This is a genomic window from Acidovorax sp. LjRoot66, from assembly GCF_964253305.1.
Classification (GTDB): Bacteria; Pseudomonadota; Gammaproteobacteria; order Burkholderiales; family Burkholderiaceae_C; genus Acidovorax.
In genome coordinates, this window is sequence record NZ_CAXUQU020000001.1 from 6,699,595 (window position 1) to 6,719,641 (window position 20,047).

Genomic DNA, 20,047 nt, shown 5'->3' on the forward strand with positions numbered 1-20,047 from the left:
CGCCTCGACTGAGAATTGGTTCTCAATAGTATGATTCGCATCCACCATGCGGATCTCGCGCCCCCTCCTCTGGCTCTTGCTGCTCACGCTGTGCCTGCACCTGACGGCAGGCATGGGCCTGCACGCCGCAGAGCACCTGGGGAGCCAGCGCGCGGCGGTAGCGCAGGCCATGGCGTCCGACGAAGACAGCGAGGCTGGGCAGCCCGGCAAGACCTCTGTCGAGGCAGGTGTGTGCGCCTGGTGCCTGGCCCACGCCCAGCAGGCGGCCGACCTGGCCACGGCCCCGCCCGTGCATGGCGCTGCGCAGGCCTGGGCCCGGGTGCGGCCGGTGCCAGATGCCGTGGCCTTCATCCCGCATCCCGGCCATTGGCCGTTCGCGTCACGCGACCCTCCCGCCGCACAGGCCTGACCCTGCGCGCTGCGTTGGGCTGAACGTCCCATCCCCATCGACCTTTCGGCTGCGCCCGGCGCCTGCCGCAGGCCGGTGCATTTCTTCCTGGTCCGCGCCACCGCGTTACCGCACCTGCACGCAGCAGGCATGCGCGCGAGACCCTGCCCCTTTGAATGCCTTTCATGACCACCGCCACGCTTCGCACGGGTATTTCCGTGCCCGTTTCCCTCCACCTGCGCCCACACCCTTTGGCATGGGCCATTGCTTGCGCGCTGGTTGCTCCGGTCTTCGCGCAGACTACACCGCCCCCCGTGGCCCAGGCGCCTGGACAGCTGTCCACCATCGAGATCGTGGGCCGCACAGAGTCCGGGGCCTACCACGCCGATGAAGCGGCCGGAGCCAAGTCGGACCTGCCGCTGCGCGAGCTGCCCCAGTCGGTACGCATCGTGACGCGCCAGGCCATCGACGACCTGGGCGCCACCAAGCTCGACGACGTGCTCGACTATGTCGGCGGCGTATCGCGGCAGAACAACTTTGGCGGGCTGTGGGACAACATCGCCATCCGCGGCCTGCCGGGCAACGAGAACACCGGCATGGCGACGCTGCTCAACGGCTTCTCGTCCAACCGCGGCTTCAACGCACCGCGCGACCTGGCGGGGGTGGAGCGCATCGAGTTCCTCAAGGGCACTGCTGCCGCGCTGTACGGCAGCAGCGAGCCGGGCGGCACGCTCAACATCGTCTCCAAGCGTCCGCTGTGGAAGGCGGCCCACTCCGTGGAAGGCTACGTGGGCAGCCATGGGCTCAAGCGTGGCGCCTTCGACAGCACGGGCCCCCTCGGCGAGAACTTCGCCTACCGCCTCAACGTGGCGGTGGAAGACCGTGACAGTTTTCGCGACCATGTGACGGCGCGGCGCGAAGTGGTGGCGCCCGCCTTCACCTGGAAGCTGGGTCGCGACACGGTGCTGGAATATGCCGGTGAGGTGCTGCGCCAGGCCACGCCCCTCGACCGCGGCGTGATCGCGGTGAACAACCAACTGGGCGCCATTCCCCGCAGCCGCTTCCTGGGCGAACCGGCCGACGGCAAGGTGACGGTGGAGAACCAGACACACCAGTTCATCCTGTCGCACGAGTGGAACCCCACCTGGCGCAGCCGGTTCGGCCTGTCGTACCGCGAGACCTCGGTGACTGGTTTCTCCACCGAAGCCACCGTCTTGCAGGCCAATGGCAGTTTGACGCGACAGCGCCGCTTTCGCGATTTCGAGTCTGACGACATCGCGCTCCAGGCAGAGTTGCAAGGCAATCTGAAAACAGGGGCCATCGAGCACGAACTGCTGCTGGGGGTGGAGAGCTTTCGCTTCCACATGGATTCGCTGATGCTGCGGGCCAATCCGACCACCGCTGCGCCGTATGCGGTCAACATCTACAACCCGGTCTACGGCCAGGCCCAGCCCACGCCGGCGGCCAATACCGACACGCTGGAGCACCAGCGCAATACGGCGTTCTATCTGCAGGATGCGATCAGGCTGGCGCCAGACTGGCGGCTGGTGGCGGGCGTGCGCATGGACAACTACCGCCAGTCCCTGGAGAACCGCCGGACCCGCGCCACGGCGAGCCAGGAACCCTCGTCCACCTCACCGCGTGTCGGCCTGAGCTGGTTGCCAACACCCCAGTGGACGGTCTATGCCAATGCGGGCCGCTCCTTCCGCCCGAACGTCGGCTCGGACGTGGCGACCCGCGCATTCGAACCGGAAACGGGCCGGGCGCTGGAACTGGGCACCAAGTGGGAAAGCGCGGACAAGCGCATGGGCGCCACTGCGGCGCTGTTCGATATCCGCAAGCGCAACGTGCTCACGGCCGACCCACTGAACAGCGGCTTTTCGACCGCTGCTGGCGAGGTCCGCAGCCGGGGCCTGGAATTTGACCTGGCGGGCCAGGTGACGACGCACTGGCGGGTCAACGCGAGCATGGTGTTCAACGACGTGGAGATCACCAAGGACAACACCCTGGAAGTGGGTGGCCGCCTGCTCAACGTGCCCAAGGTCAACGGCAGCGTGCTGGCGGTGTACGAGAACATGCTGGGCAATGGGCAGCGCTACGGCGTGGGCGGCGGCGTTACCCACGTGGGCCAGCGCCTGGGCCAGGCGCGCACGCAAGGCGAGGCCACCGCAGGCACGCCGGCCTTCGACCTGCCCGCCTACACCACGGCCAAGCTGGTCGCGTACTGGCGCCTGTCGCCCACGCTGCGGCTGACGCTGGACGTGGACAACCTTTTTGACAAGACCTACTACACCAGCTCCTACAGCCGCGTGTGGGTGACCCCGGGCACAGCCCGCACGGTCACCATGGGCCTGCAGGCGAAGTTCTGAACACGATGGGCATGACGACCATGGCAGACCACCATCTCCCAGAACCTGTACTGCAGGCCCGCGCCGTCACGGCCGGCTACGGCGGCCGCACCATCCTGCAGGGCCTGGACCTGCAGGTGAACCGGGGTGAAATCTACGCCCTGCTGGGCTCCAACGGTGCGGGCAAGACGACCACGCTGAGCCTGTTCCTGGGCTTTCTTGCGCCCACTGCGGGCAGCCTGCGCGTGCACGGCACCGACCCGGTGGCCGACCCGGACGGGGCGCGCAGGCAACTGGCCTACATCCCCGAGAACGTCGCACTCTACGAGCACCTGAGCGCCCGCGAGAACGTGGCCTACCTGCTGGACCTGGCGGGCCAGCCTGAGGGCGCGCAGGCCATTGACCAGGCGCTGCGGGCCGCCGGGCTGGCCGCTGCGGCCCACGGCCAGCGCGTGGCGGGTTTTTCCAAAGGCATGCGCCAGAAGGTGGCGATTGCACTGGCATTGGCACGCAAGGTGCCGGCGCTGCTGCTGGACGAGCCCACCTCGGGCCTGGACCCGCAGGCCACTGCCGAGTTCAACCGGTTGCTGGCGCTGCTGCGCTCGCAGGGCGTGGCGGTGCTGATGGTGACGCACGACCTGCTGAGCGCAGCCGACGTGGCCGACCGCATCGGCTTCATCGATGCCGGGCGCCTGGTCGAGGAAGTGGCGGCCAGTGGCGACGAGCGCTTTGACGTGCGCGCCCTGCACCGGCGCTACGCCACGCCGGGAGCCACGGCATGAGCCGCGCCGTCACCCGCATCGCGCGCGAGGAGTGGCGCCTGATGCTGCGCGACCGCGTGGCCGTGCTGGGCCTGGCGCTGCTCACCGTGCTGACCCTGGTGGCCTCGCTCACGGCCTGGGAATCGCGCCGCGCAGCCGATGCCGAGCGCGCCCGCTACCAGGCGCAGGCCAACCAGGAGTTCGAGGCCCAGCCCGACCGCCACCCGCACCGCATGGTGCACTACGGACACTTCGTGTTCCGGCCGCTGAACCCGCTGGCGGCATTCGACGCGGGCATCGATGCCTACACCGGGCACACGCTGTTCCTGGAGGGTCACCGCCAGAACAGCGCCAACTTCGGCGACGTGCGCCAGTCGTCCCTGCTGCTGCGCTTCGGCCAGCTCACGCCGGCCTTCGTGCTGCAGGTGCTGGCGCCGCTGCTGCTGGTGTTCCTCGGGCACGCATCCCTGGCACGCGAGCGCGAGTCGGGCACCTTGCGCATCTTGCTGGCGCAGGGCGTGCGGGCGGGCCAGATTGTGCGCGGCAAGCTGCTGGCACTGGCCGGCGCGGCGGCCCTGGCCCTGCTGCCCGCCGCTCTGGCGCTGGTCTGGATGGGTGCGCTCTCGCAGCCCTTGCGCTCGGCAGCGCTGTTGGCGGGCCATGCGCTCTGGCTGCTGCTGTGGGCGCTGGCGGTGGTGGGGCTTTCCGCGCTGTTTGCGCGGCGGCGCGATGCCTTGCTGTGCCTGCTCGCCCTGTGGACGGTCACCGTGATCCTGGTGCCGCGGCTGGCGGCCGATACGGCCGCCTATGCCCACGGGCTGCCCACTCGCCTGGAGAGCGACATTGCCGTGGCGCGCGACCTCGCCGCCATGGGTGACAGCCACAACCCCGACGATCCGTACTTCGCGGGCTTCCGCCAAAAGGTGCTGGCGCAGTATGGCGTCGCCAGGGTCGAGGACCTGCCCGTCAACTACAAGGGCCTGCTCGGCATGGAAGGCGAACGCATGACCAGTGAGCTCTTCAACCGCTATGCCGCCGATTCCTTCGACCAGCAGGGGCGGCAGAGCGCCTGGATGGGCCGCGCCGGCCTGATCAGCCCACTGCTGGCCCTGCGGCGTTTATCGATGGCCACGGCGGGCACCGACCTGGCCAGCTACCGGCGCTTTCTGGAGCAGGGGGAGCACTACCGCTACACGCTGATCCAGTCGCTCAACCGCCTGCAGGCGCAGAAGATCCGCTATGCCGATGACCGCAACCCCACCCGGCAGAACCGCGTGGACCGCACGCATTGGCACGACACTGCGCATTTCCAGTACCTGCCGGCCACACCGGCGGCCGTTTTGCAGTCGGTGCTGCCGGCCGCAGCCACGCTGCTGGCCTGGCTGGCAGCACTGCTGGCGCTGCTGGCCTTCAGCGCGCGGCGCCTGGGCAGGAGCACCCGATGATGCGCTGGCTTGCCCATGAATGGCGGCTGGTCTGCCGCTCACGCCTGTGCCTGTGGGCCCTGGTGCTGCTGTGCCTGCTGTCCGCCGTGTCCCTGGTATCGGGCGCGCGCGAGGTGGCACGCCAGCAGGCCCACATCACACGCCTGGCTGCGCTGCACGAGCGGGACGTGCAGGCCGTGGCCAGCCGCTTTGCCAAAGGCGGCGATGCGGGTTACGCTGCCTACTACACGTTCTACGACACGCAGGACCCGCCTTCGAGCGCAGCCTTCCTGGCCCTGGGCCTGCGCGACGTGGCGCCCTATGTGCTGCGCGTGCGCGCCCTGGGGCTGCAGGCCCAGCTGTACGAGGGGGAGACCTTCAACCCCGAACTCGCGCTCGCAGGGCGTTTCGACTTCGCGTTCGTGCTGATCTACCTGGCGCCGCTGTTCATCATTGCGCTGCTGCATGACCTGGTGTCGGGCGAGCGCCAGTCGGGCCGGTTGCGCACGCTGCTGGCCATGCCGGGGGCGGGTACGCGGCTGTGGCTGCGCCGCGCGGGCCTGCGCACGGCGCTGGCCATCGCCAGCCTGGCCCTGCCGCTGCTGGCAGCCGCAGCCGTGCTGCCCATCGGCATGGCGGCCCTGGCAGGAGCGCTGGCCGTGGTGGTGGTCTACGCGGCCTTCTGGGGCACCGTGTGCGTGCTGGTGGCCGCCCGGCCCTGGAGCTCCACCGCGCATGCCACCGCGCTGATGGGCTGCTGGGTGGTGCTCACCCTGGTGTTGCCCACGCTGGCGCAGATGGCCATCACGCGCAGAATTCCCGTGGGCCAGGGCGTGGACCTGATGCTCGTGCAACGCCAGAACGTGCACGGCGCCTGGGACCAGCCGCGCGATGCCACGATGCACAAGTTCTTCAAGACCCACCCCGAGTGGAAGGACACAGCCGCCCTGCCGGTGCAGTTCCACTGGAAGTGGTACTACGCTTTCCAGCAACTGGGCGACGAGAGCGTGGCCGGCGAGGTCAGTGCCTACCGCAGCGGGCTCACGCGCCGCCAGCATTGGACGGAACGCCTGGGCTGGCTGCTGCCCGGTGTGGCGGCCCAGGGCGCACTGCACGGACTGGCGCGCAGCGACCTGCCAGCCCAGCTGCGCTACCAGGAGCGCATAGAAACCTTCCACAGGGAAGTGCGGGAGTTCTACTACCCCTATGTCTTCAACGAGCGCCCTTTCGGCCCCGCAGACTTTGCCCGCCGGCCCCGCTTCTCGGCCGTGGCGCTCGCCCCCTCAATGCCGCTGGCGCCGCTGGTGGCCATGCTGGCCTGGGTGCTGTGCCTGGGTGGCCTGTGCGCCCGCGCATTGAAGCGGGTACAGGCATCGGCCTGAACATCGGCGGGGTGGCTTTGCACGCGCTGCAAAGCCGCTTCCCGCGGGCCGCCGTGTCCGAAAACAGGGCCGAAAACTACAGTGGAGGCACCAACAACCCGCCACCACTGACCAGGAGTTTTCCACCATGCCCATCATCAACGTCAAGGTCTCTGCCGAACGCTCGGCCGCCCTTTCGCAGCGCATCTCGGACACGCTGCTCGAATTGACCACCCGCATCCTGGGCAAGAACCCCAAGATCACGGCGGTCACCGTCTCCTACGTGCATCCCGAGGACTGGATCGTGGGCGGCAGCAGCCTCGCAGCACAGGGCAAGCGCAGCGTGTACCTGGACATCAAGGTGGTCGACGAGACCAACACCAAGGCCGAGAAGGCGCGCTACATCGCCGAAGTGTTCGCCGCATTCCAGGGGCTGCTGGGCGAATTGCACGAAGAAAGCTACATCTACGTGCAGGACGTGCGCGCCACGGCCTATGGCTATGGCGGCAAGACACAGGAGTTTCGCCACCAGCATCCCCAGTGACCGCTTGCGGATGGCCAGCCAGGGGGCTTTCAAGGATGGAAGCCCCGACAAAACCGGCCCAGAAACAAAAAAACCCACTATCAAGTGGGCTTTTTTGAAGCGGCTAACCGCTATATTGGTTGCGGGAGGAGGATTTGAACCTCCGACCTTTGGGTTATGAGCCCAACGAGCTACCAGACTGCTCCATCCCGCGGCAAGATTGAATTATATACCTTATTCTGCGGCTGCGGCCGAAGAATTTTCAGTTTTTTCATCGCCACGGTCGACCAATTCAACCAGGGCCATGGGCGCATTGTCGCCAACGCGGAAACCCATCTTCAGGATGCGGGTGTAACCACCGGGACGCGCGTTGAAGCGGGGGCCCAGGTCGTTGAACAGCTTGGTGACACTGTCACGGTCGCGCAGGCGGTTGAAAGCCAGGCGGCGGTTGGCGACGGTGTCGACCTTGGCCAGGGTGATCATGGGCTCGATCACGCGGCGCAGTTCCTTGGCCTTGGGAACGGTGGTCTTGATGACTTCGTGCTCGATGATCGAGTTCATCATGTTCTGCAGCATCGCAAGGCGGTGCGAGCTGGTGCGATTGAGTTTGCGGAGTCCGTGTCCGTGGCGCATGGTGCTTTCCTTCTACTGTCTATGTAATTAAATCGGGCAGCCGTATCAGGTACTGCGCGAGGCACTGTTGTTCCCTCGGGGGGAGCGAAAAGTCCCCCTTACGGCAAGACCGCGGGGGACTCTGGAAACCAGGGTCCCTCTTTCGGGGAACCCGGGATTATAGCGGTTTTGATTAACGCTTGTCCAGACCGGCTGGTGGCCAGTTCTCAAGCTTCATGCCCAGCGTGAGACCACGCGATGCGAGCACTTCCTTGATTTCGTTGAGCGACTTGCGACCCAGGTTAGGCGTCTTGAGCAGCTCGTTCTCGGTGCGCTGGATCAGGTCACCGATGTAGTAGATGTTCTCGGCCTTCAGGCAGTTAGCGGAACGCACGGTCAGCTCCAGCTCGTCCACAGGGCGCAGCAGGATCGGATCGAACGTGGCATTGCCGCGTGGGCCTGCAGGTGCGTCGAACGCAGCCAGCTCGCCACCTTCCAGCTGTGCGAACACAGCCAGCTGCTCCACCAGGATCTTGGCCGATGCACGCACTGCGTCTTCGGCAGTGATGGCGCCGTTGGTCTCGATCTCGACGACCAGCTTGTCCAGGTCGGTACGCTGCTCCACACGGGCGCTTTCCACGGTGTAGCTCACACGCTTCACAGGGGAGAACGAGGCGTCCAGCACGATGCGGCCAATCGACTTGGTCGATTCGTCGGCATAGCGGCGCAGGTTGCCCGGCACGTAGCCACGGCCCTTTTCCACCTTGATCTGCATATCCAGCTTGCCACCGGCCGACAGCGTGGCAATCACGTGGTCGGGGTTGACGATCTCGACGTCATGGGGCGTCTGGATGTCGCGCGCGGTCACCACGCCTTCACCATCCTTGCGCAGGCTCAGCGTGACTTCGTCACGGTTGTGCAGCTTGAACACCACGCCCTTGAGGTTCAGCAGGATGTTGACCACATCTTCCTGAACGCCGTCAATGGACGAGTACTCATGCAGAACGCCTGCAATGGTGACTTCCGTCGCTGCGTAACCCACCATGGACGAGAGCAAGACGCGCCGAATGGCGTTGCCCAGCGTATGGCCGTAGCCACGCTCGAACGGCTCCAGCGCGACCTTGGCACGGTTGTGGCCAAGCTGCTCGACATTGATCGCCTTGGGTTTCAGCAAATTGGTTTGCATTCAGACTTCCTCTCAATACCCCCAGCTCGTTACACCGGTAAGGCTGGTGAAGCGCCTAAACCGCGATGCCTCGCGGTTCAGGTACGGTTTTCTCGAAATGTGATTCGAACTAGCGATTAGCGCGAATACAACTCAACGATCAGCGATTCGTTGATGTCGGCGCCGAACTCGTCGCGGTCAGGCACCTTCTTGAACACGCCTTCTGCCTTCTCGGCATTGACGTCCACCCAGGCGGGCATGCCGACCTGTGCAGCCAGTTGCAGTGCTTCGACGATGCGGTTCTGCTTCTTGGACTTTTCGCGCACGGCCACGACATCGCCGACCTTGACCAGGTACGAGGGGATGTTGACGGGCTTGCCGTTCACGGTGATGGCGCAATGCGACACCAGCTGACGGGCTTCTGCACGCGTGGAGCCAAAGCCCATGCGGTACACGACGTTGTCCAGACGCGATTCCAGCAGGAACAGCAGGTTGGCGCCGGTGTTGCCCTTGCGGCCATCAGCGGTCTCGAAGTAGCGGCGGAACTGCTTTTCCAGAATGCCGTACATGCGCTTGACCTTCTGCTTTTCGCGCAGTTGCAGGCCATAGTCGGACGTGCGGGCACCGGAGGTGCGGCCGTGCTGACCAGGCTTGGAGTCGAACTTGCACTTGTCCGCAATGGAGCGACGTGCGCTCTTGAGGAACAGGTCGGTGCCTTCACGGCGGGAGAGTTTGGCCTTGGGGCCGAGGTAACGTGCCACTTGAACTTCCTTTTTGTCATCTACCGCAAACCATTGCGGGAGCCGCCTGTGTCGCTCTCGCGTACGCAGGCGGCGGTGGGCTTGTGAAAATTAGATACGACGGCGCTTTTGAGGGCGGCAGCCGTTGTGCGGGACTGGCGTCACGTCGGAGATCGACGTGATGCGGATGCCCAGGGCACCCAGTGCGCGCACCGAGGATTCGCGACCAGGACCTGGGCCCTTGATCTCGACGTCCAGGTTCTTGATGCCTTGGTCAATGGCGGCGCGGCCAGCCACTTCCGAAGCCACCTGGGCAGCGAAAGGCGTGGATTTGCGCGAGCCCTTGAAGCCCTGGCCACCCGACGAGGCCCACGACAGGGCATTGCCCTGGCGGTCCGTGATCGTGATGATCGTGTTGTTGAACGACGCATGCACGTGGGCAATGCCGTCCGACACGTTCTTGCGAACCTTCTTGCGAACGCGCTGTGCTGCGTTATTGGCTGGAGACTTGGCCATATTGATCTTTCAATCTCTTTATTTCTTCAGTGCAGCAGCACCCTTGCGCGGACCCTTGCGGGTGCGGGCATTGGTGCGGGTACGCTGACCACGCATCGGCAGACCACGACGATGGCGGAAACCACGGTAGCAGCCAATGTCCATCAAGCGCTTGATGTTCATGGTGGTTTCGCGGCGCAGATCACCTTCAATGGTGAATTGCTCGATCTGCTCACGAATTTTTTCCAAGTCGCCGTCCGTCAGATCCTTGATCTTCTTGGAGTAAGCGATTCCGGTTGCTTCGCAAATCTTGCGAGCGCGAGTCCGACCAATGCCAAAAATGGCGGTCAGACCGATTTCCGCGTGCTTGTGGGGCGGAATGTTAATGCCAGCGATACGTGCCATATGCGTCCTCTAATACTTTCCAATCAACCCTGGCGCTGCTTGTGACGCAGTTCCGTGCAGATCACGCGCACCACACCTTTGCGGCGGATGATCTTGCAGTTGCGGCAGATTTTTTTGACCGAAGCCGAAACTCTCATTGCATTCTCCTAAAACTTTTGCATCCGTCCCGGCATCTTGCACGGAACACAATTTGTGCCCGCGACAAACATCGTGGGGCGCCAACTAAACCAAACCTTGCATTCAGGAAACCAACCGCAGAAAGCGCCTGGCCACCGTCACCCGTCAACCGCCCTGATTGCCTTTGAAATTGGCTTTCTTGAGCAGCGACTCATACTGTTGCGACATCATGTAGTTCTGGACCTGGGCCATGAAGTCCATGGTCACCACCACAATGATCAACAGCGAAGTTCCACCAAAGTAAAACGGTACGTTGTACTTCAGAATCAAGAACTCGGGCAGCAGGCAGACGAAGGTGATGTAAACCGCCCCCGCCAGTGTCAGTCGCACAAGAATCTTGTCGATATAGCGGGCCGTCTGCTCACCAGGACGAATCCCGGGAATGAACGCACCGCTCTTCTTCAGGTTGTCTGCCGTTTCACGGCTGTTGAAGACCAGCGCCGTGTAGAAGAAGCAGAAGAAGATGATCGCAGCAGCATAGAACATCACATACACCGGCTGACCAGGCGTCAGGGCAGAAGAGATGTCGCGCAACCAGCGCATCGACTCACCGGCACTGAACCAGTTCACCACGGTGGCTGGCAGCAGGATGATGGACGACGCGAAGATGGGAGGAATCACACCTGCCATGTTCAGCTTCAAGGGCAGGTGCGACGATTGTCCACCATACACCTTGTTCCCCACCTGCCGGCGCGCATAGTTCACCAGGATCTTGCGCTGACCACGTTCCACGAACACCACGAAGTAAGTCACCGCAGCGACCACCAGCACGATGAAGATAGCTGCCAGAATGCTCATCGCACCTGTGCGCACCAGCTCCAGCAGGCCACCGATGGAGCTTGGCAGACCGGCCGCGATACCTGCAAAGATCAGGATCGAGATACCGTTGCCAAGACCACGTTCCGTGATCTGCTCACCGAGCCACATCAGGAACATGGTGCCTGCCGTCAGGCTGACCATAGCCGTGATGCGAAAACCCATGCCAGCGCTCAGCACCAAGCCGGCCGAGCTCTCCAGCGCCACGGCAATGCCGAGCGACTGGAAAATGGCCAAGCCCAGCGTGCCGTAGCGCGTGTACTGGGTGATCTTCCTGCGGCCGGACTCGCCTTCCTTCTTGAGCTGTTCAAACGTCGGGACCACGTAGGTCATCAGTTGCATGATGATCGATGCCGAGATGTACGGCATGATCCCCAGTGCAAAGACGGTAAAGCGCGAGAGCGCTCCACCCGAGAACATGTTGAACAGGTTCAGGATGCCGCCTTGCTGGCCGCTGAATAACTGCTGAAGTTGGGCTGGGTCGATACCAGGCACCGGGATATGAGCCCCGATGCGGTAAACGATCAGCGCAAGCAACAGAAAAACCAGGCGACGACGCAGGTCGCCGAACTTGCCGGTTTTTGCAATTTGAGCCGCGCTAGTTGCCACAGGTGCCTTCTTTCAGAACCAAAATCAGGCCAGGCTGCCGCCAGCAGCTTCGATAGCCGCCTTGGCACCCGCTGTAGCGCCAACACCCGTCAGCTTGACAGCCTTGGTGAGCGTACCGGTCTTGATGACCTTGACCACCTTGGCCAGCTCGCCGATCAGGCCGGCTTGCTTCAAGGCAAGCACGTCCACTTCGGCCAGGCCCAGCTTTTCCAGGTCGGTCAGGTTGACTTCGGCATTGAACTGCAGCAGGTGCGACTTGAAGCCGCGCTTTGGCAGGCGACGTTGCAAAGGCATTTGACCGCCTTCGAAACCCACCTTGTGGTAGCCGCCTGCGCGGGACTTCTGACCCTTGTGACCACGGCCAGCGGTCTTGCCCAGACCGGAGCCGATACCGCGGCCTACACGGCGCTTGGCATGCTTGGCGCCGTCTGCGGGCTTGATGCTATTGAGTTCCATGATCTATCTCTCAGAGGACTTTGACCAGATAGCTGATCTTGTTAATCATGCCGCGCACTTCGGGCGAGTCCTGCAGTTCGCTGACGCTGTTCAGCTTGCGCAGACCCAGGCCACGGACGGTGGCGCGGTGCGATTCCTTGGTGCCGATAGGGCTGCGCACCAGTTGAATCTTGACGGTTTGTTGCGTAGTCATTTACAGCTTCCAATCAGGCGAAGATGTCTTCGACCGTTTTGCCGCGCTTGGCTGCCACTTGCGAAGGCGTCGTGGAGTTCACCAGTGCGTCAAAAGTAGCGCGGACCATGTTGTAGGGGTTGGACGAACCATGGCTCTTGGCCACGATGTCGGTCACGCCCAACACTTCGAAGACAGCGCGCATGGGGCCGCCAGCGATGATGCCGGTACCCTTGGGGGCCGGTGCCATCATCACATGTGCAGCGCCGTGGTGGCCAGTCACCTGGTGGAAGATCGTGCCGTGCTTCAGCGTGACCTTCACCATGTTGCGACGGGCTTCTTCCATCGCCTTTTGCACGGCAGCAGGCACTTCCTTGGACTTGCCCTTGCCCATGCCCACGCGGCCGTCACCGTCGCCGACCACAGTCAGTGCGGCGAAACCGAGGATACGGCCACCCTTCACGACTTTGGTGACGCGGTTGACCGCGATCATTTTTTCGCGCAGACCGTCGTCACGACCTTCGTCTTGCACTTTGGGTTGAAATTTAGCCATTTTGTATTCCGCTCCGCTTAGAACTGCAGGCCAGCTTCACGGGCTGCGTCGGCCAGAGCCTTGACGCGACCGTGGTAGGCAAAGCCTGAGCGATCAAATGCAACCTTCTCAACGCCAGCAGCCTTTGCCTTTTCAGCAATGCGCTTGCCGATGGCCGTGGCTGCAGCGGCATTGCCGCCCTTGCCCGAACCACCGAGTTCCTTGCGGACGTCGGCTTCTGCGGTGGAGGCGCTTGCCAACACCTTGCTGCCGTCGCCGGAAATGACGCTGGCATAAATATGGAGATTCGTGCGGTTCACGGTCAGACGGGCCACGCCTTGCTGTGCAATGCGGATACGGGTCTGGCGCGAACGACGAAGACGCTGCTCTTTCTTGGTCAACATGTTGCAGCTCCTTACTTCTTCTTGGTCTCTTTGATCGTGATCTTCTCGTCCGCATAGCGGATGCCCTTGCCCTTGTAGGGCTCGGGTGGACGAACAGCACGGATCTCAGCGGCAATTTGGCCAACGCGTTGGCGGTCGGCACCCTTCACAACCACTTCCGTGGGGGTGGGGGTGGCCACCGTGATGCCAGCGGGCATCTCGATGTTGACCGGGTGCGAATAACCGACAGCCAGGTTGAGCTTGGCGCCGGAGGCGGCGGCCTTGTAGCCCACGCCGATCAGGGTCAGCTTCTTCTCGAAACCCTTGCTCACGCCCACAACCATGTTGTTGACGAGTTGGCGGATCGTGCCGCTCATGGCATTGGCTTCGCGAGAATCGTTGACAGGCTCAAAGCTGAGCTTGCCGTCGTTGCTCGACACCTTCACCAGCACGTTTTGCGCCAGCGACAGAACACCACCAGTACCCTTGACAGAGATCTGGTCGGCTTTAACGGACACATCCACGCCAGCGGGGATGGTCACGGGCATTTTTCCTACTCGGGACATTTCAGTTTCTCCTCAATGTCGCGGGTTAGGCCACGTAGCAGAGCACTTCGCCACCGACACCGGTAGCGCGCGCCTTGCGATCGGTCATCACGCCCTTGGGGGTGGTGACAATTGCCACACCAAGACCGTTCTGGACTTGCGGGATGGAATCGTAGCCTTTGTAGACACGCAGGCCAGGGCGGCTGACGCGCTCGATGCGCTCAATCACCGGGCGACCTGCGTAGTACTTCAGGGCGATTTCGAGTTCGGACTTGCCGGATTCGGTCTTGACCTGGAATCCGTCGATATAACCCTCGTCCTTCAGCACCTGGGCGATGGCAATCTTCACTTTGGAAGAAGGCACCAGAACCGTGGCTTTGGCGACCATCTGTGCATTACGGATGCGGGTCAGCAAGTCAGCGATAGGATCACTCATGCTCATGTTGTAATTCTCCTGCCTGCTTACCAGCTGGCCTTGGTGACACCGGGGATGTCGCCTGCAAAAGCCAGTTCACGGATCTTGGCGCGGGCCAGACCGAATTGACGGAAGGTACCGCGCGGACGACCGGTGATTTCGCAACGGTTGCGCTGGCGCGTGGGGTTCGCATTGCGGGGAAGCTTCTGCAGGCCCAGGCGGGCTGCATCACGCTCTTCGTCGCTGCGCTTGGCGTCACCGGCAATCGCCTTCAGTTCCGCATACTTCGTTGCGTACTTGGCGGCCAGTTTTTCGCGCTTCAGTTCGCGCTGGATCAAAGCTACTTTAGCCATACCCTGCCTCAGTTCTTGAACGGGAAACGGAAACCAGCGAGAAGAGCCTTGGCTTCTTCGTCGGACGTGGCCGTCGTGGTGATGCTGATATTGAGACCACGCAAGGCGTCAACCTTGTCGTATTCAATTTCAGGGAAAATGATCTGTTCCTTGACGCCGATGTTGTAGTTGCCACGGCCGTCGAAAGCGCGACCGGAGATACCACGGAAGTCACGAACGCGGGGCAGAGCCACGGTCACGAAACGGTCCAGGAACTCATACATCTGCACGCCACGCAGCGTGACCATGCAACCGATGGCCTGGCCTTCGCGGATCTTGAAACCGGCGATAGCTTTCTTGGCCTTGGTGACCACGGGCTTTTGACCAGCGATCTTGGTCAGGTCCGCCACGGCGTTGTCCATCACCTTCTTGTCCGAGACTGCCTCGCTCACACCCATGTTGAGCGTGATCTTGGTCAGACGGGGAACCTGCATGGGCGAGGTGTAGCCGAACTGTTTGATCAGTTCGGGAGCGATCTTGTCGCGGTAGATTTCTTGGAGTCGTGCCATGTTTGCCCCTTAGGCCACCTTGATTTCAGCGCCGCTGGACTTGTACACGCGAATGCGTGCGCCGTCTGCCTGCACCTTGATGCCCACACGATCAGCCTTGCCGGTAGCCGCATTGAAGATGGCTACGTTGGACTGGTGAATAGGCATGGACTTTTCAACGATGCCGCCCGTCGTACCCTTCATGGGGTTCGGCTTGGCGTGCTTCTTGACGACGTTGATACCGTCGATCAGCACATAGGAATCGTCCTTGCGCGACGACACCGTGCCGCGCTTGCCCTTGTCGCGCCCTGTCAGCACGATGATTTCGTCGCCCTTGCGAATCTTGTTCATGGCGCGTCCTTAGAGAACTTCAGGAGCCAGGGACACGATCTTCATGAACTTTTCGTTACGCAGTTCACGCGTCACGGGTCCAAAGATGCGGGTGCCGATAGGCTCCAACTTTGCATTCAGCAACACTGCTGCGTTGCCGTCGAATTTGACGAGCGAGCCATCACCGCGGCGGATACCCTTTGCGGTGCGAACGACCACTGCGCTGTAAACCTCGCCTTTTTTGACGCGGCCACGCGGAGCGGCTTCTTTGATGCTCACTTTGATGATGTCGCCAACGCTTGCATAGCGACGCTTCGAGCCACCCAGCACCTTGATGCAAAGGACGGACTTGGCGCCGGTATTGTCGGCAACCTCTAACCGAGATTCTGTCTGGATCATTTCAATATTCCCAACTTGCACCAGAAGACCACGGCCCCAGAGAACTTCTCAAGGGCTGCAGATCAGCCAGTCAGTCTTGGGCCCGTCGTCCGCACCGCAAACCATTTGCAGCACTTCCCGCTGGGCAGAAACTTCACGTAGGAAACGCGAAGCCCTCGATTATTGCCAAAGCACAAGGCGAAGTCAAGTGCCTATCACACTGGCGCGTGCAAATATTGCTCGGCAAGTGACAAAAACGCATCCAGTTGTGGATCGGCGCCCAGTTCCTCCTGCAGGAGGGCCGCCACCGCAGGGGCGCTGGCGATGGCCTGGCGGGCGTCCAGGAACAGCATGCGCGAGCGGCGGGCCAGCACATCCTCGACCGTGCAGGCGTACTCGAAGCGTGCGGCAAAGCGCACCATGGCCTCGGTCAGGCCGCCACCCAGGTCCACCCCTGGGCCCGGCAGCGCCTGCACGCAAGGGGCCTCACCCCCGTAGGAATGCAAGCCCTGGGCGTCGCTGATGCGGTGGCGCACCGGCTCGGCGGGCGTGCCCACCAGGGGCAGGCGGTTGGTGACGCCGGCGGCCGTCTCCGGCAGCAGGCCTACGGTGAAGCATTTTTGCAACACATCCTCGGCCATGGCGCGGTAGGTCGTCCATTTGCCTCCGGTCACGGTCACCAGGCCGCTCTTGCTGGCCAGCACGGTGTGCTCGCGGCTGATCTTCTTGGTGTTGTCACCGTCGTCGTCCTGCGGCTTGACCAGGGGGCGCAGGCCCACCCAGATGCTGCGGATGTCGGCCACCTTGGGGGCCCGGGTGAGGTAGCGGGCCGCCTCGTCGAGGATGAAGGCCACCTCTTCCTTGAAGGCCAGGGGCTCGCGCACCACGTCCTGGCGCGGGCTGTCGGTGGTGCCCAAAATGAGCTTGCCCAGCCACGGCACGGCAAACAGCACCCGGCCGTCGGCCGTCTTGGGCACCATCAGGGCATGGTCGGAGGGCAGGAATTCGCGGTCCACCACGATGTGCACGCCCTGGCTGGGCGCCACGATGGGCTTGACAGGGCGGCCGATGGCGTCGCCATCCATCTGGCGCAGGGCATCCACCCAGACACCGGTGGCGTTGACCACGGCCTTGGCGCGCACGGTGAACTGGCGGCCGCTGGCGCTGTCTTCGCAGACGAAGCCGGCCACCTTGCCGTTGTCATGGACCAGCGAGGTCGCCGGGCAGTAATTGACCAGCAGCGCACCCTTGGCGGCCGCCGTGCGGGCCAGGGCCAGCGCCAGGCGGGCATCGTCGAACTGGCCATCCCAGTACTTCACGCCGCCCTTGAGTCCGTCCTGGCGGGCGTTGGGCAGGCATTGCAGCGTCTTGGCGCGGCCCAGGAACTGGGTGGACCCCAGGCCCGCCTTGCCGGCCAGGGCGTCGTACATCATCAGGCCGATGCCGTAGAACGGCGTCTCCCACACCTTGTAGGACGGCATGACGAAGGCCAGGGGCTGGGCCAGGTGGGGGGCGTTGTTGAGCAGCGTCGTGCGCTCGTGCAGGGCCTCGCGCACCAGCGCGATGTTCCCCTGGGCCAGGTAGCGCACGCCTCCGTGCACCAGTTTGGTGGCACGCGAGGAGGTTCCCTTGGCAAAATCGTGCGAATCGACCAGCACCACGCTGAAGCCCCGGGCCGCCGCGTCCAGCGCCACACCGAGGCCCGTCGCCCCGCCCCCGATCACGGCCAGGTCGTACTGGTGCGGCGCGGCAAGGCGGTCAAGGAGGTCGGAGCGCCGCGTGGGCAGGGGAGCGAAAGCGTGGGTCATAGGTGCTGATTGTCCACAGGCACGGGGTCTAGGCTAGGGTAAACCCTGAATTCTTGACACCTGCGGGGCGGATTGGCCTGGTGGGCCTCCCGCGCCCGCGGGTGCGGAGGAGAAAAATGGCGTCCGGCTGTCCATGGATAGATGGACAGGGACCGGCCGCCAGGGGCCTGGGCGCTCAGCGCGCCTTGCCATCCTTCCAAGCCTGCAGCAGCTTGTCGTAGGCAATGGTTTCGCCCTTCGGCTTCTCATTGGCCAGCTTGGCCCAAGGGGCCTGCTTGTCGCTCAGCCACTTGGCGGGTGCGCTCTTGGGGTTGAGCTTGGGCGCGCAGTGGGCCATGCCGGCGCGCTCCAGGCGGGCCATCACCTGGTCCATCTCGTCGGCCAGCGTGTCCATGGCGCCCTGGGGCGTCTTTTCACCCGTGACGGCTTGGGCCACGTTCTTCCACCACAACTGGGCCAGCTTGGGGTAGTCGGGCACGTTGGTGCCGGTGGGCGACCATGCGACGCGGGCCGGGCTGCGGTAGAACTCCACCAGGCCACCGAGCTTGGGGGCAGCGTCCGTCATGGCCTTGGACTGGATGTCGCTTTCGCGTATCGGCGTCAGGCCCACCAGGGTCTTCTTGAGCGAGGTGGTCTTGGCCGTCACGAACTGGGCGTAGAGCCAGGCAGCAGCGGTCTTGTTGGCGTCATGGCCCTTGAAGAAGGACCACGAGCCCACGTCCTGGTAGCCGTTCTGCATGCCCTGCTTCCAGTACGGGCCGTTCGGGCCGGGGGCCATGCGCCACTTGGGCGTGCCGTCGGCGTTCACCACGGGCAGGCCGGGCTTGACCATGTCGGCCGTGAAGGCGGTGTACCAGAAGATCTGCTGCGCGATCTGGCCCTGGGCCGGCACGGGGCCGGCTTCGCCGAAGGTCATGCCCGTGGCTTCCTTGGGCGCGTACTTCTTCATCCAGTCCACGTACTTGGTCAGCGCGTAGACGGCGGCGGGCGAATTGGTCGCGCCGCCGCGGGCCACCGAGGCGCCCACGGGCGTGCACTTGTCGTCGGCCACGCGGATGCCCCATTCGTCGATCGGCAGGCCATTGGGCGCGCCGATGTCGGCCGTGCCGGCCATGGACAGCCAGGCATCGGTGAAGCGCCAGCCCAGCGACGGGTCCTTCTTGCCGTAGTCCATGTGGCCATAGATGGCCTTGCCATCGATGGTCTTCACGTCGTTGGTGAAGAACTCGGCGATGTCCTCGTAGGCGCTCCAGTTGAGCGGCACGCCAAGGTCGTAGCCGTACTTGGCCTTGAACTTGTCCTTGATGTCCTTGCGGTCAAACAAGTCGGCGCGGAACCAGTAGAGGTTGGCGAACTGCTGGTCGGGCAACTGGTAGAGCTTGCCATCGGGCGCCGTGGTGAACTTGGTGCCGATGAAGTCCTTGAGATCCAGACCGGGGTTGGTCCACTCCTTGCCGTCGCCTGCCATGTAGTCGGTCAGGTTCATCATCTTGCCGTAGCGGTAGTGGGTACCGATCAGGTCCGAGTCCGAAATCCAGCCGTCATAGATCGACTTGCCCGACTGCATCGAGGTCTGCAGCTTCTCGACCACGTCGCCTTCCTGGATCAGGTCGTGCTTGACCTTGATGCCCGTGATCTCCTCGAAGGCCTTGGCCAGGGTCTTGGATTCGTATTCGTGGGTGGTGATGGTCTCGGAGACCACGGAGATCTCCTTGACCCCCTTGCCCTGGAGCTTCTTGGCAGCATCGATGAACCACTTCATCTCGGCCATCTGCTGGTCCTTGCTCAGCGTGGAAGGCTGGAACTCACTGTCGACCCACTTCTTGGCTTCGGCCTCGCCCGCCATGGCCGACTGCCCGGTCACGACTGCTACCGCCAGTGCCAGCGCTGTATACCGCGTCTTCATAGTGCCTGTCTCCTCATAGTCATCTCCCCATTGGATACACAAGGGTCGCCCGGCTCCGGGGAAGGTTTGAGCCGCGCGACGGGAACTTTTCCAGGGCGTCGTCAGCCCTTGCGCATGATCAGCGCGAGCAACAGCATGGACAGCACGAAGCTGAACCAGATCGACGGGTCCTCGCCCAGCTCGAACCACTGCGCGAGCTTGCCGCTCACGCCCACGAAGATCAGGTTCACGTAGGCCGCCGACAGCAGCCCGATGAACAGGCGGTCGCCGCGCGTTGTTTCCAGGGGCAGAAAGCCCTTGCGCATCGTGGTGGGGGACTTGAACTCCCACACCGCCATGCCAGCCAGCATCAGCACGATGCACGTGAAGAACACCGCCACCGGCAGGGTCCAGGCCATCCACTCGAACATGGCAGCTC

26 protein-coding genes and 1 tRNA gene are annotated in these 20,047 nt (G+C 63.5%); 6 read left to right on the forward strand and 21 right to left on the reverse strand.

The window, feature by feature from the left end; all coding sequences use genetic code 11:
• The first annotated feature begins 46 nt into the window (after nucleotides 1-46).
• The 6 genes from ACSQ3Y_RS31405 (at nucleotide 47) to ACSQ3Y_RS31430 (ending at nucleotide 6,826) form a co-directional block, all read left to right on the forward strand.
• Nucleotides 47-409, forward strand: a complete 363-nt coding sequence (locus tag ACSQ3Y_RS31405) for a hypothetical protein (RefSeq protein WP_436179977.1) — start codon at nucleotides 47-49, stop codon at nucleotides 407-409.
• Between the two features lie 164 nt (nucleotides 410-573).
• Nucleotides 574-2,757, forward strand: a complete 2,184-nt coding sequence (locus ACSQ3Y_RS31410; protein WP_436179978.1) for a TonB-dependent siderophore receptor — start codon at nucleotides 574-576, stop codon at nucleotides 2,755-2,757.
• 11 nt (nucleotides 2,758-2,768) lie between these two features.
• Nucleotides 2,769-3,518 carry an ABC transporter ATP-binding protein gene (locus ACSQ3Y_RS31415; protein WP_436179979.1) on the forward strand — a complete coding sequence of 250 codons (750 nt, stop codon included), beginning with the start codon at nucleotides 2,769-2,771 and terminating at the stop codon, nucleotides 3,516-3,518.
• On the forward strand, nucleotides 3,515-4,942 hold the full coding sequence (locus ACSQ3Y_RS31420) for a DUF3526 domain-containing protein (protein ID WP_436179980.1): 1,428 nt from the start codon (nucleotides 3,515-3,517) through the stop codon (nucleotides 4,940-4,942). The genes ACSQ3Y_RS31415 and ACSQ3Y_RS31420 overlap by 4 nt, the downstream gene beginning before the upstream one ends.
• Nucleotides 4,939-6,303 carry a DUF3526 domain-containing protein gene (locus tag ACSQ3Y_RS31425; RefSeq protein ID WP_436179981.1) on the forward strand — a complete coding sequence of 455 codons (1,365 nt, stop codon included), beginning with the start codon at nucleotides 4,939-4,941 and terminating at the stop codon, nucleotides 6,301-6,303. The genes ACSQ3Y_RS31420 and ACSQ3Y_RS31425 overlap by 4 nt, the downstream gene beginning before the upstream one ends.
• Nucleotides 6,304-6,430: 127 nt before the next feature.
• Nucleotides 6,431-6,826 (forward strand): tautomerase family protein, encoded by a 396-nt coding sequence (locus ACSQ3Y_RS31430; RefSeq protein ID WP_057268559.1) that lies wholly within the window; start codon nucleotides 6,431-6,433, stop codon nucleotides 6,824-6,826.
• Between the two features lie 116 nt (nucleotides 6,827-6,942).
• Here the strand turns inward: ACSQ3Y_RS31430 and ACSQ3Y_RS31435 are convergent.
• The 21 genes from ACSQ3Y_RS31435 to ACSQ3Y_RS31535 all read right to left on the reverse strand — a co-directional run bounded on the left by ACSQ3Y_RS31435 (nucleotide 6,943) and on the right by ACSQ3Y_RS31535 (nucleotide 20,039).
• Nucleotides 6,943-7,019: transfer RNA gene (locus ACSQ3Y_RS31435), tRNA-Met, on the reverse strand.
• 20 nt (nucleotides 7,020-7,039) lie between these two features.
• Nucleotides 7,040-7,438, reverse strand: a complete 399-nt coding sequence (rplQ, locus tag ACSQ3Y_RS31440; RefSeq protein ID WP_057203970.1) for a 50S ribosomal protein L17 — start codon at nucleotides 7,436-7,438, stop codon at nucleotides 7,040-7,042.
• A 172-nt stretch (nucleotides 7,439-7,610) separates the two neighbouring features.
• Nucleotides 7,611-8,603, reverse strand: a complete 993-nt coding sequence (locus ACSQ3Y_RS31445) for a DNA-directed RNA polymerase subunit alpha (protein WP_007861735.1) — start codon at nucleotides 8,601-8,603, stop codon at nucleotides 7,611-7,613.
• A 116-nt stretch (nucleotides 8,604-8,719) separates the two neighbouring features.
• Nucleotides 8,720-9,343 (reverse strand): 30S ribosomal protein S4, encoded by a 624-nt coding sequence (gene rpsD, locus ACSQ3Y_RS31450; protein WP_057203969.1) that lies wholly within the window; start codon nucleotides 9,341-9,343, stop codon nucleotides 8,720-8,722.
• Nucleotides 9,344-9,433: 90 nt separating this feature from the next.
• Nucleotides 9,434-9,838, reverse strand: a complete 405-nt coding sequence (gene rpsK / locus ACSQ3Y_RS31455) for a 30S ribosomal protein S11 (RefSeq protein ID WP_005793662.1) — start codon at nucleotides 9,836-9,838, stop codon at nucleotides 9,434-9,436.
• Nucleotides 9,839-9,856: 18 nt separating this feature from the next.
• Complete coding sequence (gene rpsM, locus ACSQ3Y_RS31460) at nucleotides 9,857-10,222, reverse strand: 30S ribosomal protein S13 (protein ID WP_008906516.1); 366 nt, start codon at nucleotides 10,220-10,222, stop codon at nucleotides 9,857-9,859.
• Between the two features lie 23 nt (nucleotides 10,223-10,245).
• Nucleotides 10,246-10,359 (reverse strand): 50S ribosomal protein L36, encoded by a 114-nt coding sequence (rpmJ, locus tag ACSQ3Y_RS31465; protein WP_057203968.1) that lies wholly within the window; start codon nucleotides 10,357-10,359, stop codon nucleotides 10,246-10,248.
• A gap of 145 nt (nucleotides 10,360-10,504) precedes the next feature.
• Nucleotides 10,505-11,824, reverse strand: a complete 1,320-nt coding sequence (gene secY / locus ACSQ3Y_RS31470; RefSeq protein ID WP_436179982.1) for a preprotein translocase subunit SecY — start codon at nucleotides 11,822-11,824, stop codon at nucleotides 10,505-10,507.
• 24 nt (nucleotides 11,825-11,848) lie between these two features.
• Nucleotides 11,849-12,280, reverse strand: a complete 432-nt coding sequence (gene rplO / locus ACSQ3Y_RS31475) for a 50S ribosomal protein L15 (protein WP_057203966.1) — start codon at nucleotides 12,278-12,280, stop codon at nucleotides 11,849-11,851.
• A gap of 10 nt (nucleotides 12,281-12,290) precedes the next feature.
• The gene (gene rpmD, locus ACSQ3Y_RS31480; protein WP_007861725.1) at nucleotides 12,291-12,473 is read right to left on the reverse strand and encodes a 50S ribosomal protein L30; all 183 of its coding nucleotides are present in this window, start codon (nucleotides 12,471-12,473) and stop codon (nucleotides 12,291-12,293) included.
• 13 nt (nucleotides 12,474-12,486) lie between these two features.
• On the reverse strand, nucleotides 12,487-13,005 hold the full coding sequence (gene rpsE, locus ACSQ3Y_RS31485) for a 30S ribosomal protein S5 (RefSeq protein WP_057203965.1): 519 nt from the start codon (nucleotides 13,003-13,005) through the stop codon (nucleotides 12,487-12,489).
• 17 nt (nucleotides 13,006-13,022) lie between these two features.
• A complete protein-coding gene (gene rplR / locus ACSQ3Y_RS31490) occupies nucleotides 13,023-13,388 on the reverse strand; it encodes a 50S ribosomal protein L18 (protein WP_007861721.1) in 366 nt (121 codons plus the stop codon).
• 11 nt (nucleotides 13,389-13,399) lie between these two features.
• Entirely contained in the window at nucleotides 13,400-13,933 is a 534-nt protein-coding gene (gene rplF, locus ACSQ3Y_RS31495) for a 50S ribosomal protein L6 (RefSeq protein WP_057203964.1), read from the reverse strand.
• 25 nt (nucleotides 13,934-13,958) lie between these two features.
• Complete coding sequence (rpsH, locus tag ACSQ3Y_RS31500; RefSeq protein WP_057203963.1) at nucleotides 13,959-14,354, reverse strand: 30S ribosomal protein S8; 396 nt, start codon at nucleotides 14,352-14,354, stop codon at nucleotides 13,959-13,961.
• Between the two features lie 20 nt (nucleotides 14,355-14,374).
• Nucleotides 14,375-14,680, reverse strand: coding sequence for a 30S ribosomal protein S14 (rpsN, locus tag ACSQ3Y_RS31505; RefSeq protein ID WP_007861712.1), 306 nt, complete (start codon nucleotides 14,678-14,680; stop codon nucleotides 14,375-14,377).
• 8 nt (nucleotides 14,681-14,688) lie between these two features.
• Nucleotides 14,689-15,228 carry a 50S ribosomal protein L5 gene (gene rplE / locus ACSQ3Y_RS31510; protein WP_057203962.1) on the reverse strand — a complete coding sequence of 180 codons (540 nt, stop codon included), beginning with the start codon at nucleotides 15,226-15,228 and terminating at the stop codon, nucleotides 14,689-14,691.
• 9 nt (nucleotides 15,229-15,237) lie between these two features.
• Nucleotides 15,238-15,558 (reverse strand): 50S ribosomal protein L24, encoded by a 321-nt coding sequence (gene rplX, locus ACSQ3Y_RS31515; RefSeq protein WP_057203961.1) that lies wholly within the window; start codon nucleotides 15,556-15,558, stop codon nucleotides 15,238-15,240.
• A gap of 9 nt (nucleotides 15,559-15,567) precedes the next feature.
• Entirely contained in the window at nucleotides 15,568-15,936 is a 369-nt protein-coding gene (gene rplN, locus ACSQ3Y_RS31520; protein WP_057203960.1) for a 50S ribosomal protein L14, read from the reverse strand.
• A 194-nt stretch (nucleotides 15,937-16,130) separates the two neighbouring features.
• A complete protein-coding gene (locus ACSQ3Y_RS31525; protein ID WP_436179983.1) occupies nucleotides 16,131-17,723 on the reverse strand; it encodes an FAD-dependent oxidoreductase in 1,593 nt (530 codons plus the stop codon).
• A gap of 175 nt (nucleotides 17,724-17,898) precedes the next feature.
• Nucleotides 17,899-19,629: an ABC transporter substrate-binding protein gene (locus tag ACSQ3Y_RS31530; protein ID WP_057203958.1), complete on the reverse strand. Its 1,731-nt coding sequence runs from the start codon at nucleotides 19,627-19,629 to the stop codon at nucleotides 17,899-17,901.
• Nucleotides 19,630-19,730: 101 nt separating this feature from the next.
• A complete protein-coding gene (locus ACSQ3Y_RS31535; protein WP_428003269.1) occupies nucleotides 19,731-20,039 on the reverse strand; it encodes a DUF2160 domain-containing protein in 309 nt (102 codons plus the stop codon).
• Nucleotides 20,040-20,047: the final 8 nt, after the last annotated feature.